Below are 16,695 nucleotides of genomic sequence, written 5' to 3' on the forward strand. Positions count from 1 at the left end.
ATGATTTCTCAAGCACAAATTTTGCAATGGTTACAACTTTTTGCCAGCAAGATAGCAGAAAATAAAGATTATTTAACCGAATTAGATGCGGCGATCGGGGATGCTGACCACGGTATTAATATGGATAGGGGTTGGAAAAAGGTCAGTACTCAGTTGCCAACGCTGGTAGATAAAGACATTAGTGGAATTTTCAAAACTGTCAGCATGACTTTGATTTCCAGCATCGGCGGTGCAAGTGGCCCCCTGTATGGTACTTGGTTTTTAAGAGCAAGTACGGCTGTAGCTGGTAAGCAAGAATTAACTGAACAGGATATTTTAGGGCTATTCCAAGCAGGTTTAGAAGGTGTTTTACAAAGGGGTAAGGCACAACTGGGAGACAAAACCATGATAGATGTCCTATCCCCGGCTTTAGAGAAGTTCGGGAAAGCTGTGGATGAGGGAAAAAATATCCCAGAAGCCTTACAACAGGCTGTAGCGGCGGCTGAACAGGGAATGAAGGAAACAGCGCCGATGTTGGCGAAGAAGGGACGAGCCAGTTATTTGGGTGAAAGAAGCATAGGACATCAAGATCCAGGGGCAACCTCTGCTTATTTGATGTTGCAGAGTTTGTTGGCAGTGGTGGAGGATGAGGCAGGAGGCAAAGTCTAACTATTTGCTGCATTCAAGCTTTGAAAATTTCCTAAAGGGTGTGGATATAGCTATAGATGGTTTTCTCCTAGTGAATTACTAAATTTGTAAATTTGTAATTCTTAAAAAAGTCGCGTTGGCTTTGACAGGCGAAAATGAAAACATTAACTGAGTAACTAACTTAGGAAAAACCTCTCAACAAGCTTGGCGGTGTTGTCGTGGTTGGAATTGTTATTGTTTCTCATAGTAAACAACTAGCCCTTGGTGTGCAAGAATTGGCGATGCAGATGGTTCAGGGTACAGTTGCCCTAGCGATCGCCGCAGGTATTGCTGATCCTGATCATCCATTGGGTACAGATCCTATCCAAGTACAGGAAGCGATCGCTTCTGTATTTAGTGATGATGGTGTCTTGGTATTGATGGATTTGGGTAGTGCTTTGATGAGTGCGGAAATGGCGCTGGAGTTTCTGCCAGAAGCACAAAGGCAAAAGATTCATCTGTGTGCTGCACCTCTGGTAGAAGGTGCGATCGCGGCTGTAGTTGCGGCGGCGGCTGGTAGGAATATTCACCAAGTTATAGCTGAAGCCCAAGGTGCATTAATAGCCAAAGCAAGTCAATTAGGCATAGATATCAATGCCAATGGCCATGTAACGAATCCTCAACCCCCAGCCAATAAAGAAATTCGCCTAACTATCAACAACCGCTTCGGTTTACACGCTCGTCCTGCTGCTCGATTTGTGGGTACATCTGCTCGATTTGGGGCGCAAATTTGGGTACAAAATTTAACCACAGGTTCGTCACCTGTACGCGGTGACAGTATTAATCAAGTAGCAACATTGGGGGTACGCCAAGGACACGAAATAGCGATTTCAGCTACTGGTAACGATGCAGATGCGGCACTAGCTGCCCTACAAGCTTTAATTACTAATAATTTTGGTGAAGATGATACTATTATCCCCCCACCATTAGTAAAAAACACAGTAACGCCCCAGTCTCCCAGTGAACTATCAGGAATTGCTGCTTCCCCAGGAGTAGCGATCGCTCCTATTGTCCATTATCAACCAAGTATTCTTACACCTACCCAATACCACGTAGATGATGTAGAGACAGAGTGGCAACGTTTACAAAATGCAATTCAAGCTGCCAAACAAGAAATTGAAACTTTGTTTTCTCACGCATCAGTGCAAATTGGTGATGCTGAAGCCGCTATTTTTGATGCCCATTTACTGTTTTTAGCAGATCCGGTACTGCTGGAAGCAGTTCACCACCGCATCAGCGAAGAACAAATTAATGCAGAAACAGCTTGGCAATTGGTAGTGGATGAAGTGGCTTCTCGTTACCGTACCCTTGAAGATGCCTACTTACAGGAACGAGTTGATGATGTGATAGATGTAGGGCAAAGGGTACTAAGACTGCTAACAGGCACAGTTGGTACAGTTTTGGATCTACAAGAACCAGCGATTTTAGTTGCCACTGATTTAACTCCTTCGGATACTGTAGGACTAGATCCGAAAAAGATTTTAGGCATTTGTACTACCTCTGGTAGTTCCACATCTCACAGTGCTATTATTGCCCGGACTCTTGGCATACCCGCAGTTTTAGGTATGGATGTCCAGGTGTTACAGGTGGAAGATGGTACACTCATGGGCTTGGATGGTGAAATCGGCAGGGCTTGGGTAGAACCTGAAGCGGATATTTTGGAATTGCTGGAAACCAAGCGGCAAGCATGGCAGACGGCGCAACTGTCAGCAAAAGCCAAAGCACAACAGCCAGCAATCACCCTTGATAACCGACAGGTAAGTGTATTTGCCAACATTGGTAGTATCGCCGATGTGCAAGCAGCCCTATCTAACGGTGCTGAGGGTGTGGGGTTGTTGCGTACTGAGTTTCTGTATTTGGGGAGGACAAGTCCGCCAACTGAGGAGGAACAACTAGCAGTATATCAAGCGATCGCCCAAGTATTAGAACAGCGTCCTTTAATTATTCGCACTCTGGATGTCGGCGGTGATAAGCCACTTCCTTACCTCCGTCCACAGCTTATAGAAGCGAATCCCTTTTTGGGTTGTCGAGGAATCCGTTTCTGTCTCCATCATGTAGAGTTATTTAAAACGCAGTTACGGGCAATTTTGCGTGCCAGCGTTGGGCAGAATATCAAAATTATGCTGCCCATGATTGCAACTGTGGGCGAAGTTAAAGCGGCTAAAGCTATCTTGAGTCAAGTACAGTCCGAACTGTGCCAAGCGGATATTCCCATTGCGGAGGCGATTTCTTTGGGAATTATGATAGAAGTTCCCGCAGCCGTGGCGATGGCTGATCAATTGGCGGCGGAAGTAGACTTTTTTAGTATTGGTACTAATGATCTGAGTCAGTATGTCATGGCAGGCGATCGCACTAATCCCCAAGTAACCAACTTAGTTGATGCTATGCACCCGGCTGTGTTACGCATGGTACAACAAACTGTGCAAGCTGCCCATCAGGCTGGTATTTGGGTAGGCTTATGTGGCGAACTAGCCGCCGATCCTTTAGCAACCCCAATTTTATTAGGTTTGGGGCTAGATGAGTTAAGCGTCAATCCTCCAGCTATACCCACACTCAAACAGTCAATCTCACAGTTAAGTGTAGTGGCATCTGAGGCGATCGCTATTATGGCATTGCAACAAGAGTCTGTAGAACAGGTAAAAGCGATCGTTTCTCATTAAAAGTCCGGCTAATTTCTTACGATATGCTTGCTTTGGTCGGTAATAGGTAATTAGTAATTCTTTTCTCCCATTACCTATTATCCATTACCCATTACCAACCCTCAAGATATGATAAGTGTTTAAACAGACATGATATTATCTACCAATTTTTATTCAATAAGGTTTCAAATTCGGCTTGTATAGCTGTAATATCCGCCAGCCTAGCCACGAGTATATTGTCATTACCAGCATCAGTTAATCTGGCTTTCCAATAACGTATACTCTCAGCGTTGTTCATCCAAAAGCTGACTACAGTATCTAATACTTGCTCTGTATTCCATCCCCATTTAATTGGTACTGGCTCGACTGTTTCTATCAATGCGTCAAGCGTACATTTATGGGTTCCTAAATATTCAATACCTTGAGGTTTTGGTTGTTGTTGACTCTGCTGTTGGTGATTAAAAAATTGCCAAACAGGGGATACACCGACAATATCAAAAGTATAATTCATTTTCGTCTTACCAATGATTAATCAGTTGTACGTAACATACATATTTGGAAATCAATTATGCTGGCAATAGTACTTACAACTCATCTAGAAAAAGAGTAATGTTTGCCTACATCTTAATGACTAAATTGTCTTAGACATTTAGCACTCTCTAGGTTTGAGTGCTAGAAATTAATAGATTATTTGAGGTATTATTAAAGAGTTTCGGGCATAATATTGGGGGAGTATTTTATTTTTAATAATTATTTAACTTTGTCGTTTACAAATGGAAAGGGTGAAATAGCAGCTTTATTAGCTGCTTGTTTGTGGGCGATCGCTTCGGTACTTTATGGGATTGTAGGGCAAAGGATTGCGCCGCTTCAGCTAAATTTGATTAAAGGAATTGTAGCGATCGCCTTTCTTTGCCTGACGATTTGGTTAACGGGCGAATCCTTATCTATCTCTACCCCTGCACCAATTCTGCTCTTGTGTTTAAGTGGAGTTGTAGGTATTGGTTTGGGAGATACAGCTTTCCTCGCTGCTATCAATAACTTAGGAGCGCGTCGCGTTTTACTTATAGGAACTTTAGCGCCTCCGATGACAGCGATCGCCGCAAATATTCTTCTACAAGAAAGGTTAAATTTTAATGCTTGGTGTGGTATTATATTAACTATTATGGGAGTGGCTTGGGTAGTTACAGAAAGAGTTCCCAATTCAGAAATTACTAATTCAAAATCATCAGTCAAAGGGATTATTTTCGCTGTACTAGCAGCTATTACTAACGCCGCCGGCACAGTAATTTCTCGCGCCGCCTTTACTAGTGGTAACGTTACACCTTTGTGGGCTGCTTTACTGAGGTTATCAGCAGCAGAGTTAATTCTGGTAATAGGAATTAGCTTAAGTTACAAACATCAAATATCATCCAATCCCCATAGACCATCGTGGCAAATTATTCTGATTGGTTGCTTTGCGTCTTTTTGCGGTACTTATTTAGGAATTTGGTTGCAACAAACAGCTATTAAACTTACGGCTGCGGGAATTGCCTCAACCATCATGCAAACAAGTCCGTTATTTGTCATCCCTCTTGCCATTGCCACAGGTGAAAAAGTCACTTGGAGAGCGATCGCAGGTGTGATAATTGCGATCGTAGGCATTGGAATTTTGAGTAGTCGTTAGTCAGTTGACAGTTGACAGTTGACAGTTGTTCTCCCCCCTCTCCCTCATCTCCCCCATCTCTCCACTAAGGCTGCCACACTTTGATGCTTTTATCCTTACTGGCACTGACTAAAATTTTCTTTGTAGGGTTTGTGGCGATACCTAAAATCCAGTCAGAATGACTGGAGAGAGTTTCAAGTAATTTACCCGTTTGCATATTCCAAATTTTGAGGTCATTATCAATACTGCCACTGACGAGAATGTTGTCATCAAATCCCAAACTGAGAGTTACTACTCGTGAGGTGTGTCCTGAGAGAGTGTGCAGCAATTGGCCTGTTTGCACATTCCAAAGTTTGATGCTTTGATCCCAACTAGCACTGGCGAGTGTCTTGCCGTCACGGCTGAAGATTAATGACCTCACAGCGTCCTGATGTCCGATTATGGTGCGGAGGAGTTGCCCTGTATACAAATTCCAAATATTGATGTTTTTGTCAAGACCTCCAGTAGCGAAAGTTTCACCATCTGGACTCATGGCTACAGAAAAAACCCGATCATCATGTCCTTTAATTGTGCGGAGCAATTGCCCTGTGGGAAAGTTCCAAATTTTGATAGTCCCATTTTCATGACCACTAACTAGAGTCTGTCCATCATTGCTGATAGCAAGTGACCAAACCGGGCCACTATTAGTCATGATTGTTCTTTTGATCTGGAATTTTTGCAGATCCCAAATTCTAATTGTATTGTCGCCACCTGCACTGATGAGAGTCTGGTCATCTGAACTTAATGCGATCGCTCTAACTGTATCAGTATGTCCTTCTAGTGTGGCTATAACTTTTCCTGTTTCTAAATTCCAAACTTTAATAGTTTTATCTGCGCTACCACTCACCAAAGTTTGTCCATCTTTACTTAAAGCAACGGCCCATACCGCATCTCCATGACCAAATAAAGTGTTACTCAGTGTAATGCTTTTCTCCTCTAAGGTGGGTATTGGGGTTGGGATAGGGTCTGGAGTTGTGGTTTTTGAGACACCAGGCGAGAAAGGTGCAACTTTGAAAAAAGCCAAAGTGAGTAGGGACGCAATTGTGGCGATAATCCCCAGTGCTACAGTTAATTTGCCAGAGAGGGAAAATTTTTTTCGACTATGTGTGAAGCTATCGGGGATCTCTGGTAACTGCTCACTATCTTGGGTTATTCTTTGGGCTACGGGCAATTCCTGCTGAATGATGCTTCCATTACGAGGAATAATTAGTGTTCTCAGCGTACTAGCAACAAATAATTCCTGGTCAGCAATTGTAGTATCTTTAATTTCCTCCTGAGATGCGGGGACAAACAAATTGAGCAGTTTTCCATGCTCAAAATGAATCTGGCTTTGCTCAATTATTCTTTTAGGAATCTTCACCCCAACGCGAGTAGGTCTGTAACTCCATAAGTTTTGTACTACCAAGCTTTCTAAATGATCTGGGGGATTTTCTCTATTGATCAGCGTTAATGGCCCTGTGCATAAGCTGATAAAAATATTTTCGAGTTGGCTAGACTGTAATTGACCCGCTAAATGATAGCAGTGGAAATAAGGCACATTACTACGACCCAAATCATCCAGTCCATCGTTGTACAACCAGCCAAACAGGGTATGCTCTGAATTTACCTGCAATAAATACGCTGCTCTATATCCAGCCCCAGGTGGATTATAAGCATCCCAGAACTGATAGACCAATTTCTCCAGGAAAATTTGTTGCATTTCCTTAGAAACGTCTTTACTCGCCACGGTTCTCAATCCCACGGTAGCAAAACTGGTGTATACAAGTTGACCTAAGACAAAAGGGGTCATACTAGGAGGGGAGTAGGGAGCGAGGAAAGATAAGGGAGATGAGGGAGATGAGGGAGTAGGGAAGCAGAGGAAAATAACTGTTGACTATGGACTATGGACCAATGACTAACTCGATTGTTGCTCTGTGGCTGGGGTTTGTTGGGGAGTAGGTGTAAAGGAATAGAAGGCTAAAAATATTGCAGCGATCGCCGCTAATAAAATAGCACTTAACGAATAAATAAGCAAAATATCATTGCGGTTTTTTGGCTGTAATATGTGACTAATTAATGATTGCTTACTTGGTTCATTAGGTAAATCCTCTTGTAGTAAGGGTTCAGAATTGTTGAGATGTGATAAGAGCCAGAGTAAGGGACTAGCCGCGCCACTTGCTTTAAGTCGGGAAACTCCATTTACAGTAACGATTGGTATTGCCGAATAAAATTTTTGATAAGTTAGTCTCAATAAATCAAGATAGGTGATGATTGGTTGTAGCCTTTGATCAATCTGTGCTTGGGTAGTTGAATTAAGTTCGATCAGGTCGCACTTAGTTAAAATTAAGGCAAAGCCATATTCTAGACTGTATTTATATACTACCGATGCGATCGCAGCTACTTGATTATAAATATCCTCTAGGACGCTGAGATAATCTTTATCTTCTATTAAGGCATGGGCATTAATAAATACACAGCAGCCATTGGACGTAAATATCATGTCCTGAAAGTCTGGATTGTGAATATTACATGACTCTCCTGGAATATCCCACCACCGGAAATTACAGACTGTTTCTATATCCGAGCGCAGCTGGCGCTTTAAACTGAAATCAAAATTAGTAATTTTAATTGTTGGCGGTGGGTATAAATTTGTACGAGCAACATGGTTTTTAATGTTTTCCAGGTTGGCTTGCACTTCCTCATCTTCACAATCAAACCACAACTGTTGAGTTCTATCTACTTGACTATCAGGATGGAGTTCTGTATAGCTACCTGCTAGAAAAACTGTTTTACCTACTCCTCGTTGACCAATACTTAAAAGACTAAATGTTTTAGGGGTAGTTGCGATCGCTAAGTTCATATCATCACCGTGACTGTAGTAGTAATTAATTGATATTTTTTTTGCTTTGTTAGGAAAATTTCAAATAATTAGTCAAAACGAAAAATTTGTTAACTTTAATGTCAAACCTAGATTTATCGATCAAATAAAAATACTCATAATTGCATATATTTATTAATTTTTATTTGTTGTAATTAATAACTCATCACTTAAATTAACATACGACATTGATTTAGTAATACATCAAGCTCTTTGACAAATTTTAAAGGATTTTTACCTTTAAATAAAGAAGCTATTGCACCTTCATGGGGATTTCTACCTGTACGTTTGACTGCTGCTATTGCATCTCGATTAGAAAATCCTCTACCATAAACTAACCACGCAGCTAATACATGACCAGTACGCCCAATACCACCAGAACAGTGAACTACAACTTTTTCATTGAGTCTGTCTGCTGTCATTAAAAATGGCAATATTTTCTGGGTAAGAGTATCTATATGTACTAGCTGAAAATCTGGAATTGCCGCCCAACACACTTGTTGATTGCCAAATTCTTGTTGATATGTATCTAAAAGATGGGAATAATAATTTATTTGTTGATCATCTAAAAGACAACATACCTTCTGAATATCTTGCTGCTTCATAAAATCTATCCAACGATAGAGTTCTTGATTTGAGTAACCAGGACGAGAAGCACCAAAGACAATTTTTTCTTGTTGAGAAGCTGGAGCGAATTTGTACATTGGTGCTATTTATTGACTGGCTGTATAATAAAGATTGGGGATATGTGACCAAATAAAAATAATCATATACTTCGTAACTCGTAGTCAGCATTTCTAACTACAAACTACGAATTACGAATTGCGGAAAGTCTGAGCGGCGGGAGCCGCCGCTCAGAACTTTCCAAGAGAACGAATTATCACGCACCATGTTGCTTAAACCAAGCCTGGAGACGTTGCCAGCCGTCCTTAGCCTCTTTTTCGCGGTAGGAAGGGCGATAATCGGCAAAGAAAGCATGGGGCGCGTCAGGATAAACAATAATTTCTGATTTACTGCTGCTACCTTTGAGGCGATCGCGCATTTGCTCGACAGTATTTAGAGGAATCCCCGTATCTTTACCGCCGTAAAGTCCGAGAACTGGGACTTTGAGTGTAGAAGCAATATCAACGGGATGCTTGGGTGTAACTGCGGTAGAATCACCTACCAATCGTCCATACCAAGCTACCCCAGCTTTCACACTGGGATTGTGTGCAGCATACAGCCAAGTAATCCTACCACCCCAACAAAAGCCTGTAATTGCCAATTTATTAATATTGCCTTTGCCTGACTTCCGCGCCCAGTTAACTGTAGCATCTAGGTCAGATAGTACCTGAGCATCTGGTACTTTAGCGACTATGGGGCGAATTTCATCTATACTGCTTAACTTCGATACATCACCTTGACGTACAAATAATTCAGGTGCGATCGCTAAATAACCTAATTTAGCAAAGCGACGGCAGATATCTTGGATATGTTCGTGTACGCCAAATATCTCTTGAATGACTAATACCACTGGGAAATTACGTCCAGTAGCAGGCAGCGCCCTATATGCAGGGATTGTACCATCTTTAACTGGAATCTTCACTGCACCAGCCACCAATCCTTGGCGATTGGTGGTGATGACTTGGGCAGAAATAGGTTCTACTGCTAAGGCAAAACCCGTTGCCAGAGAAGCAGTTGTGATAAATTTGCGCCTTGTAATTCTGTTAACCATCTTTACCTTCAGCTATTTAGTCTTTTAGAAAAATTGCCTCTACTGGCATTAGTTACAACTTCTGATCTCTACAGTAATATGACATTAATACTACTATTAGGATACCAACTTACCGTTGTATAGTTTCTTTGTCTAGATTGCATAAATTACCACTTGCAGCAACACTCTAAATAGCTATAGCAGTTTGGTTCGGGGTAAGTGTCCGGTTTGGCTTTCAACAGCGATCGTCAAGATTTAGTCATTGCCTAGAAAAAGAGAGAAGTAATTTTGAGTTTGCATCTTACCAGAGTGCAAACTAATAATATCATGCTAGAACTATTACAAAATTTTGAGATAGTTAATAATCAGGTTGACGCAATTTTATCAAAGGTTAAAATTCAAAAGATGGAAATTTAATCATTAATTTTTCACGACTAAATTGATTAATTTTTAAAACAAGACAAAATTAATAAATTAAATAACATAAATGGATATCTACTCAAAGTTTCAACCAAAACTCTTACTCCTTTTATTTTGCCTAATTTGGTGTTTTAACTCTAGCGGTATCAAAGCAAATGCAGAAAATATAAGACGGGTACAACTACCTATTTCTACAGATACTAAAGTCAATACTCAACGCCAGGAAGCTTACATCCAAGCTAAAAAATTATTGCAAGCAGCAAACCAATTATTAGCTCAAGGAACAAAAACATCTCGCCAACAAGCTCTTATTAACTATGAGAAAGCCTTGAAAATATGGGAGGAATTAGAGTTACGTCCAGAAAAAGCTACGACTCTATTAAGTATTGGTACTATCTACCATATAGAAAATAATCATCAAAAAGCCTTAGAATATTACCTGCAAGCATTGGCGATTAGACGGGAATTAAAAAATCGCTTTGAAGAAGCCATTGTACTAGGGTCTATTGCTAATGTCTACTTTAACTTAGATAATAACTTAAAAGCATTAGATTATTACAACCAAGCCTTATCATTATTTCGTATAGAGCAGAAAAATGAGGCTGTCTCAGATATATTGATGAGTATTGGTAGAGTGTATTTGAAGTTGGGCGAAACTCAAAAAGCACTGGATTTTTATAATCAGGCACTATTACTTCAACGTAATCAAAATAATTTGAACGCACAAAGTGACATTCTGCAAACTATAGGTCAAACTTATCTTCAATTAGGAGAAAATAAAAAGGCACTAGAAGCACTAAATCAAGCATTAGAGATTGAACGTAAAATTAAAAATGTATCTGGACAAATTGATACGCTCAATCTACTTGCTACACTTTATAATTCAATAGGAGAAACTCAAAAAGCTAGAGAATTTTTCGATTTAGTGTTGTTTTTGCAAAAAACAACGCCAGGAATTAGCATTAGTAGTCAAGTTCTGACTTTAATGGGGATAAGTGGAGTATATTCAACTACTGGTGAGTATGACAAGAGTTTGGGTTATTTGTATCAAGCACAATCACTCTTACAACAATCAGGAAATACATATGCTGAAGCTGAAGCTTTAGAACAAATGAGTTTTATTTATGACAAAATAGGACAAAAAAAGAAAGCTCTCGACTCATTAAACAAAGCCTTAATTATTCAAAGAATAAATAAGTATCCTGCTAGAGAAGCTTTTACATTAAGTAACATTGCAGCTATACATGAATCAACAGGAGATTATCAAAAAGCATTAGATTTTTATAATCAAGCACTAGCTTTGCAGCATCAAATTAAAGAACAAACAGGAGAAGCGAATACACTAACTTATATCGCTAAAGTTTATAGTTCATTAGGTGAATATCAATTAAGTGTACAAACATATAATCAAGCTTTAGATATATTCAGGACAATACAAGACCGTAGCAAAATAGCTCAAACTCTTGATAATATAGCTAGTGTTTACCGAGCAGAAGAAAGTTATCAAACAGCATTAGATTTTTATAAACAAGCTTTGCAATTGTGGCGAGAACAAGGCGCACAGTTTCAAGAATTTAGCACGCTTACAGGGATTATTCGGGTTTACGAGTCATTAAAAGATTACCCAAAAGCTTTAGACACAGCAGATCAAGCTTTGCTATTATCAAAAAAACAGCGAAATAGTTTTCTTGAGGCTTCTGCTTTAGCTTTTTTAGGCAGAGTACACCTATCAAAAGGAGACTTTTCTCAGGCATTAGATTTATTAACTCAATCATCTCAAAATTTTGAAAAACTCAGTATTAAAAGTGCCGAAGCTAATGTATTAACTAACATTGGTAAAGCTTACAATTCCTTAAAGCAACATCAACAGGCGATTCAAAATTATAATCGAGAGCTTGATTTACGCCAGCAATTGGGAGACTTGCCTGGGACAGCAGAAGCGCTTTACAATATGGCGATCGCACAACGTGATCAAGATAATCTTAATGCTTCTGTGAGCAATATAGAGAAAACAATTAAAATTGTTGAAGATATACGTACTAACCTGACAAGTCAAGAACTACGTACTTCTTACTTTGCTTCAGTACAAAAATATTACGAGTTCTATATTGATTTGTTGATGCGTTTGCACAAACAACAACCGTCTAAAGGATATGCTGTAAAAGCACTACAGATTAGTGAACAAGCTCGCGCTCGCAGCCTTGTGGATCTCCTCAAAGAAGCTAATGTAGATATTAGGCAAGGTGTAGACTCCAAGCTGCTAGAACAAGAACGCACATTGCAACAAGAAATTAGTGCTTCAGAAAAGTTAAGAATAGAGTTATTAACTAACAAACAAAATCAAACTCAAGCGCAAGCTTTAGAAAAGAAAATAGAAGAACTTTTAGAACAATATCAACAAATTCAAGCCAAAATTCGCACCCTCAGCCCAAGTTATGCAGCTTTGACTCAAGTAGAACCTATTGGGCTTGCACAAATTCAGTCTTCAATTCTTGATGATAAAACTCTACTTTTAGAATATTTCTTAGGAGAAGAGTGTAGTTATCTTTGGGCAGTTACGAAAAAAAGTATAACTGCCTATAAATTACCTAAACGTGCCGATATAGAAGCTGCCGCTCAAGATTTTCGACAAAATTTAACTAATCCCATTTACAGAGCAAGAACAGCAAAAGCAGCATCTAATTTATCTCAAATTATACTTGCCCCAGTCGCCAAACAATTAAAACATCAACGTCTAGCAATAGTTAGTGATGGAATTTTGCAGTATGTGCCATTTTCCGCGCTGAGTATACCAAGTTCACCAAACAGTAATATGAACCCTCAGCCATTGGCAACTAGTCATGAAGTAGTAAACTTGCCATCAGCATCTACAATCAAAATTCTTCGCCAACAACTAACTAGACGCAAAACGCCTACTAAAATATTAGCTGTAATTGCTGACCCAATATTCTCTCAAGATGATCAACGAATCGGACAAACTCATCAGCAACTTAGTAATAGCAATAAACTCATATCTCAACAGCAATTAACACGGTCTGCTGGAGAGTTAAATATTAATTTTGAACGTTTAACATTTACCCGTCAAGAAGCGGAACAAATTCTCAAATTGGTATCACCTAAACTGCGTAAACAAGCATTCGACTTTGCTGCTAATCGTAATACAGCAATGGATACCGATTTGAGCCAATACCGGATTGTACATTTTGCTACTCATGGCATCCTCAATAGTATACATCCAGAATTATCAGGATTAGTTTTGTCATTATTTGATAAAACAGGTAGCCCACAAAATGGCTTTTTGCGTCTGCATGATATTTTTAACCTCAAACTTTCATCTCAATTAGTTGTTTTAAGTGCGTGTCAGACTGGGCTAGGAAAACAAGTAAAAGGAGAAGGATTCATCGGCTTAAGCAGAGGTTTTATGTATGCAGGTAGCCCAACACTTGTAGTAAGTTTGTGGAATGTAGATGATGAAGCAACTGCTATTTTTATGCAGAGTTTTTATAAAAAAATGTTACAGGATGGGTTAAAACCGACAACAGCACTTCGAGCCGCACAGATGGAAATGTGGCAAAGTCAAAATTACTCAGAGCCTTATTATTGGGCAGCTTTCACTTTACAAGGAGAATGGCAGTAATCAACGATAAGTTGCTCTGTCTTCGGCTACAGCTTGTCCTTGTTTGTTCCCAGCGAAGTAGTTGAGAAGAATCTCATAATAGACTTGTCCGAAAACGCTAAAGCCAGACTGTTCAAAGCCTTGGGGCAAAACTTTCTGTCGTAAGTAAAATAAGCATAAACATACTTGCTCACTTATTAATAATTTTTCTGGGCGACTCCCACCAGCCGCATTAATTCTGATTTTTTGGCTTGACTGTTTGGCTATTGTAATTGTTCGTAACTAATCCCTAAAATTTGTTTTGTTCGTCGTGGATATTTACAGTAAACATCGGCACATTTCAACTGCGCGACTTTTAAACATCCATCACAATACTCAAAACAACAGCTAATATATTTCTGGTTTGAACTTCAATTTGCTGGAGAATAATTTCTCGCATTTTCATCTTTGCTTCAAACTGTTTTATGTCCTAGATCCTAGCCAGATTAATACTTTTACTGCTTCCCCTCTACTAGTTCATTTGTTCGCGTTGAAAGGGCTGGGTCGGCATTGCCCACCGGCTCATGGTTTTGCCGATGCACTGCCCAACGCCACTTGCTTTATGTCGGGAAACCCGCCCAACGCAGTGGCTCCCCTACGTATATTTCAAAAATCAAGTATGAGTTCTATATGTATGAAGTTTATTCATTTATTTTTTGAGATTAAAATGGTAATCAATGTTAACCGTATAACTAAAAACAAATTATTAAATAATAATTGTTCATTATATTCATAGAGTATATTTACACAACTAACTAATTGAATAATAGAAGTATTTAAACCTAGATTAAAAACAAAAGAAATATTAAAATTATTGAAAATGATCCTCATTAATTATCTACTTCACAAGAGCTTATATAGCTTATTAGCTAAGGGTTACAGGTTTAATTGAATATCATTTCAAACAAAATATAAAAAAAATATAAATTACATTTTTCTCTGAAAAAAAATGATATGTTGGATACAGAATTGAATTTCGCACGTATCTGGAGTAGTACAACGTAATCTACTCCAGTTTTTCCCACCAAAAACCCTTATAAATATTGGCTTTTAGCGATATTTAAAGAGGGGTTGAGTACAAAATTGTATAGTTAACAATTAGCTCAAACAGCCCTCAAATTGTTGCTGTGATTGAGTTACACATGAGTACAACTAGATCCTGAACCCCAGTCCATAAATACTCGTACCCCAACTAGAAAATACTAGAACCCCTACCTGGAAAAAAATTTAAAATTCTTAAAACATGCTCAAAATCATCGTTTTGAATTTTGAGTACATTGCTAATAAATCCAATAAATTCTATTCCAGCGATACAAAATTTAATAGTTAAAACCAACTGCTATAAATCTTATATCGCCAATCACTTAACGCTTCTACATAAAAAGAAAGCCAAAAGTGAGTGGAGGGATGAGATAGCACTATGCCTTCGTGAATGGAAGTCTCGGTTGTACCACACAATTCTACCAAGTTGACACACCAGCCAAAAGCCCAGGACTTCATACCTGCCCTACTTAGCGAAGCCGCTACAGATAATGTGGCAGCCGCGACTTCAATTCTTAGGGCAAAGATCATAGCAACGGCATCTCCCACAGTGGCAGCTAGTCCACCGACATTTGCGAAATTCAATGACACCACCAGTTACAGGACTCTCCGATTCCTTGGCTACTGAATCAACACCTACCATAGCAAAATCGGGTGGTTGCGGATGCGACAGCAGCACCACCGTGGAAGTAGACGAAAGGCTCAAAGAACGCATTGCTAAACATCCCTGCTATAGCGAAGAAGCTCACCACCATTACGCGAGAATGCACGTTGCAGTTGCACCAGCTTGCAACATCCAATGCAACTACTGCAACCGTAAATATGACTGCGCTAACGAAAGCCGTCCTGGGGTAGTAAGTGAATTACTCACACCAGAGGAAGCAGCACACAAAGTTTTAGTAATTGCTGGCAAAATTCCCCAAATGACAGTTTTGGGAGTTGCTGGCCCTGGCGATCCTTTAGCTAACCCAGAAAAGACTTTCCGCACCTTTGAGTTGATTGCAGATAAAGCACCAGATATCAAGTTGTGCTTATCAACTAACGGTTTGATGTTGCCCGAATATATCGATCGCATTAAACAACTAAATATTGATCACGTTACAATTACCCTGAACACAGTTGACCCAGAAATCGGCGCACAGATTTACTCTTGGGTTCACTACAACCGTAGACGTTATAGAGGCGTAGAAGGCGCAAAAATTCTCCTAGAGAAGCAACTAGAAGGTTTACAAGCTCTGAGAGAAGCTGATATACTGTGCAAAGTTAACTCCGTGATGATTCCCGGCATCAATGATCAACACCTAGTAGAAGTTAACAAGGTGATTCGGGAAAACGGTGCATTCCTGCATAACATCATGCCTCTGATTTCTGCACCAGAACACGGTACACACTTTGGCTTAACTGGACAACGCGGCCCCACACAGAAAGAACTCAAGTCAGTGCAAGACCAATGTGCGGGTAACATGAAAATGATGCGCCATTGCCGCCAGTGCCGCGCCGATGCTGTAGGCTTGTTAGGTGAAGACCGCAGCCAAGAATTTACCAAAGATAAATTCTTAGAAATGGCTCCCGAATACGACTTCGACAAACGTCAAGAAGTCCACGAAGGTATTGAGAAGTTCAGAGAAGAACTACAAATAGCCAGAGAAAAGGTAACAGCTGGTAAAACACCAACAGCTAATAATCCGAAAATTTTAGTTGCGATCGCCACCAAAGGCGGCGGCTTAGTTAACCAACACTTTGGTCATGTCAAAGAATTTCAGATTTACGAAGTAGACGGAACAGAAGTACGCTTTATCAGTCACCGCAAAGTAGACCATTATTGTCAAGGCGGATACGGCGAAGCAGCCACATTTGACAATATTGTGAAGACTATCGCAGATTGCAAAGCAGTTTTGGTTTCCAAAATTGGCGAATCTCCCAAAGAAAAACTGCTCCAAGCGGGAATACAGGCTGTTGAAGCTTACGACGTGATTGAGAAGGTTGCTTTAGAGTTTTACGAGCAATGGAATAAGGGCTAATGGGTAATGGGTAATGGGTAAT

Annotated in this window: 12 protein-coding genes; 5 read left to right on the plus strand and 7 right to left on the minus strand. The window is 39.9% G+C overall.

The features are described 5' to 3' along the window. Both dhaL and ptsP read left to right on the plus strand, forming a co-directional pair. The gene (gene dhaL, locus NSMS1_RS04590; protein ID WP_224095098.1) at positions 1-648 is read left to right on the plus strand and encodes a dihydroxyacetone kinase subunit DhaL; all 648 of its coding nucleotides are present in this window, start codon (positions 1-3) and stop codon (positions 646-648) included. A gap of 197 nt (positions 649-845) precedes the next feature. After that, positions 846-3,326, plus strand: coding sequence for a phosphoenolpyruvate--protein phosphotransferase (gene ptsP / locus NSMS1_RS04595; RefSeq protein WP_224091530.1), 2,481 nt, complete (start codon positions 846-848; stop codon positions 3,324-3,326). A 139-nt stretch (positions 3,327-3,465) separates the two neighbouring features. Here the strand turns inward: ptsP and NSMS1_RS04600 are convergent, their stop codons facing one another. Continuing rightward, entirely contained in the window at positions 3,466-3,816 is a 351-nt protein-coding gene (locus tag NSMS1_RS04600; protein WP_224091534.1) for a hypothetical protein, read from the minus strand. Positions 3,817-4,065: 249 nt separating this feature from the next. On the opposite strand from NSMS1_RS04600, the gene NSMS1_RS04605 reads away from it, so the two are divergent. Next, complete coding sequence (locus NSMS1_RS04605; RefSeq protein WP_224091536.1) at positions 4,066-4,968, plus strand: DMT family transporter; 903 nt, start codon at positions 4,066-4,068, stop codon at positions 4,966-4,968. 64 nt (positions 4,969-5,032) lie between these two features. Here the strand turns inward: NSMS1_RS04605 and NSMS1_RS04610 are convergent, their stop codons facing one another. The 4 genes from NSMS1_RS04610 to NSMS1_RS04625 form a co-directional block, all read right to left on the minus strand. Continuing rightward, on the minus strand, positions 5,033-6,775 hold the full coding sequence (locus tag NSMS1_RS04610) for a WD40 repeat domain-containing protein (RefSeq protein WP_224091538.1): 1,743 nt from the start codon (positions 6,773-6,775) through the stop codon (positions 5,033-5,035). A gap of 105 nt (positions 6,776-6,880) precedes the next feature. Continuing rightward, positions 6,881-7,825: a hypothetical protein gene (locus NSMS1_RS04615; protein WP_224091540.1), complete on the minus strand. Its 945-nt coding sequence runs from the start codon at positions 7,823-7,825 to the stop codon at positions 6,881-6,883. 188 nt (positions 7,826-8,013) lie between these two features. After that, a complete protein-coding gene (locus NSMS1_RS04620) occupies positions 8,014-8,547 on the minus strand; it encodes a dual specificity protein phosphatase family protein (RefSeq protein ID WP_224091542.1) in 534 nt (177 codons plus the stop codon). A 176-nt stretch (positions 8,548-8,723) separates the two neighbouring features. Further along, positions 8,724-9,557 (minus strand): dienelactone hydrolase family protein, encoded by an 834-nt coding sequence (locus NSMS1_RS04625; protein ID WP_224091543.1) that lies wholly within the window; start codon positions 9,555-9,557, stop codon positions 8,724-8,726. Between the two features lie 466 nt (positions 9,558-10,023). Here NSMS1_RS04625 and NSMS1_RS04630 point away from each other — a divergent pair, with 466 nt between their 5' ends. Continuing rightward, positions 10,024-13,593 (plus strand): CHAT domain-containing tetratricopeptide repeat protein, encoded by a 3,570-nt coding sequence (locus tag NSMS1_RS04630; RefSeq protein ID WP_224091544.1) that lies wholly within the window; start codon positions 10,024-10,026, stop codon positions 13,591-13,593. Here NSMS1_RS04630 and NSMS1_RS35020 read toward each other — a convergent pair whose 3' ends face one another. Both NSMS1_RS35020 and NSMS1_RS04635 read right to left on the minus strand, forming a co-directional pair. Beyond that, positions 13,594-13,722, minus strand: a complete 129-nt coding sequence (locus NSMS1_RS35020) for a hypothetical protein (RefSeq protein WP_263432559.1) — start codon at positions 13,720-13,722, stop codon at positions 13,594-13,596. A 1,215-nt stretch (positions 13,723-14,937) separates the two neighbouring features. Continuing rightward, entirely contained in the window at positions 14,938-15,243 is a 306-nt protein-coding gene (locus NSMS1_RS04635) for a hypothetical protein (RefSeq protein WP_224091545.1), read from the minus strand. Between NSMS1_RS04635 and nifB the strand changes: the two genes are divergently transcribed. After that, entirely contained in the window at positions 15,237-16,673 is a 1,437-nt protein-coding gene (nifB, locus tag NSMS1_RS04640) for a nitrogenase cofactor biosynthesis protein NifB (RefSeq protein ID WP_224091546.1), read from the plus strand. The two genes, NSMS1_RS04635 and nifB, sit on opposite strands and share 7 nt — an antisense overlap. Positions 16,674-16,695 lie beyond the last annotated feature (22 nt).

It is taken from the genome of Nostoc sp. MS1 (genome assembly GCF_019976755.1).
In the GTDB taxonomy this organism is placed as follows: domain Bacteria; phylum Cyanobacteriota; class Cyanobacteriia; order Cyanobacteriales; family Nostocaceae; genus Trichormus.

Bases quoted from the DNA above. Each gene is read 5' to 3' on its own strand.
- dhaL (WP_224095098.1), top strand. From the start codon at position 1: ATGATTTCTCAAGCACAAATTTTGCAATGGTTACAACTTTTTGCCAGC.
- NSMS1_RS04600 (WP_224091534.1), bottom strand. From the start codon at position 3,816: ATGAATTATACTTTTGATATTGTCGGTGTATCCCCTGTTTGGCAATTT.
- NSMS1_RS04610 (WP_224091538.1), bottom strand. From the start codon at position 6,775: ATGACCCCTTTTGTCTTAGGTCAACTTGTATACACCAGTTTTGCTACC.
- NSMS1_RS04615 (WP_224091540.1), bottom strand. From the start codon at position 7,825: ATGAACTTAGCGATCGCAACTACCCCTAAAACATTTAGTCTTTTAAGT.
- NSMS1_RS04620 (WP_224091542.1), bottom strand. From the start codon at position 8,547: ATGTACAAATTCGCTCCAGCTTCTCAACAAGAAAAAATTGTCTTTGGT.
- NSMS1_RS04625 (WP_224091543.1), bottom strand. From the start codon at position 9,557: ATGGTTAACAGAATTACAAGGCGCAAATTTATCACAACTGCTTCTCTG.
- NSMS1_RS04630 (WP_224091544.1), top strand. From the start codon at position 10,024: ATGGATATCTACTCAAAGTTTCAACCAAAACTCTTACTCCTTTTATTT.
- nifB (WP_224091546.1), top strand. From the start codon at position 15,237: ATGACACCACCAGTTACAGGACTCTCCGATTCCTTGGCTACTGAATCA.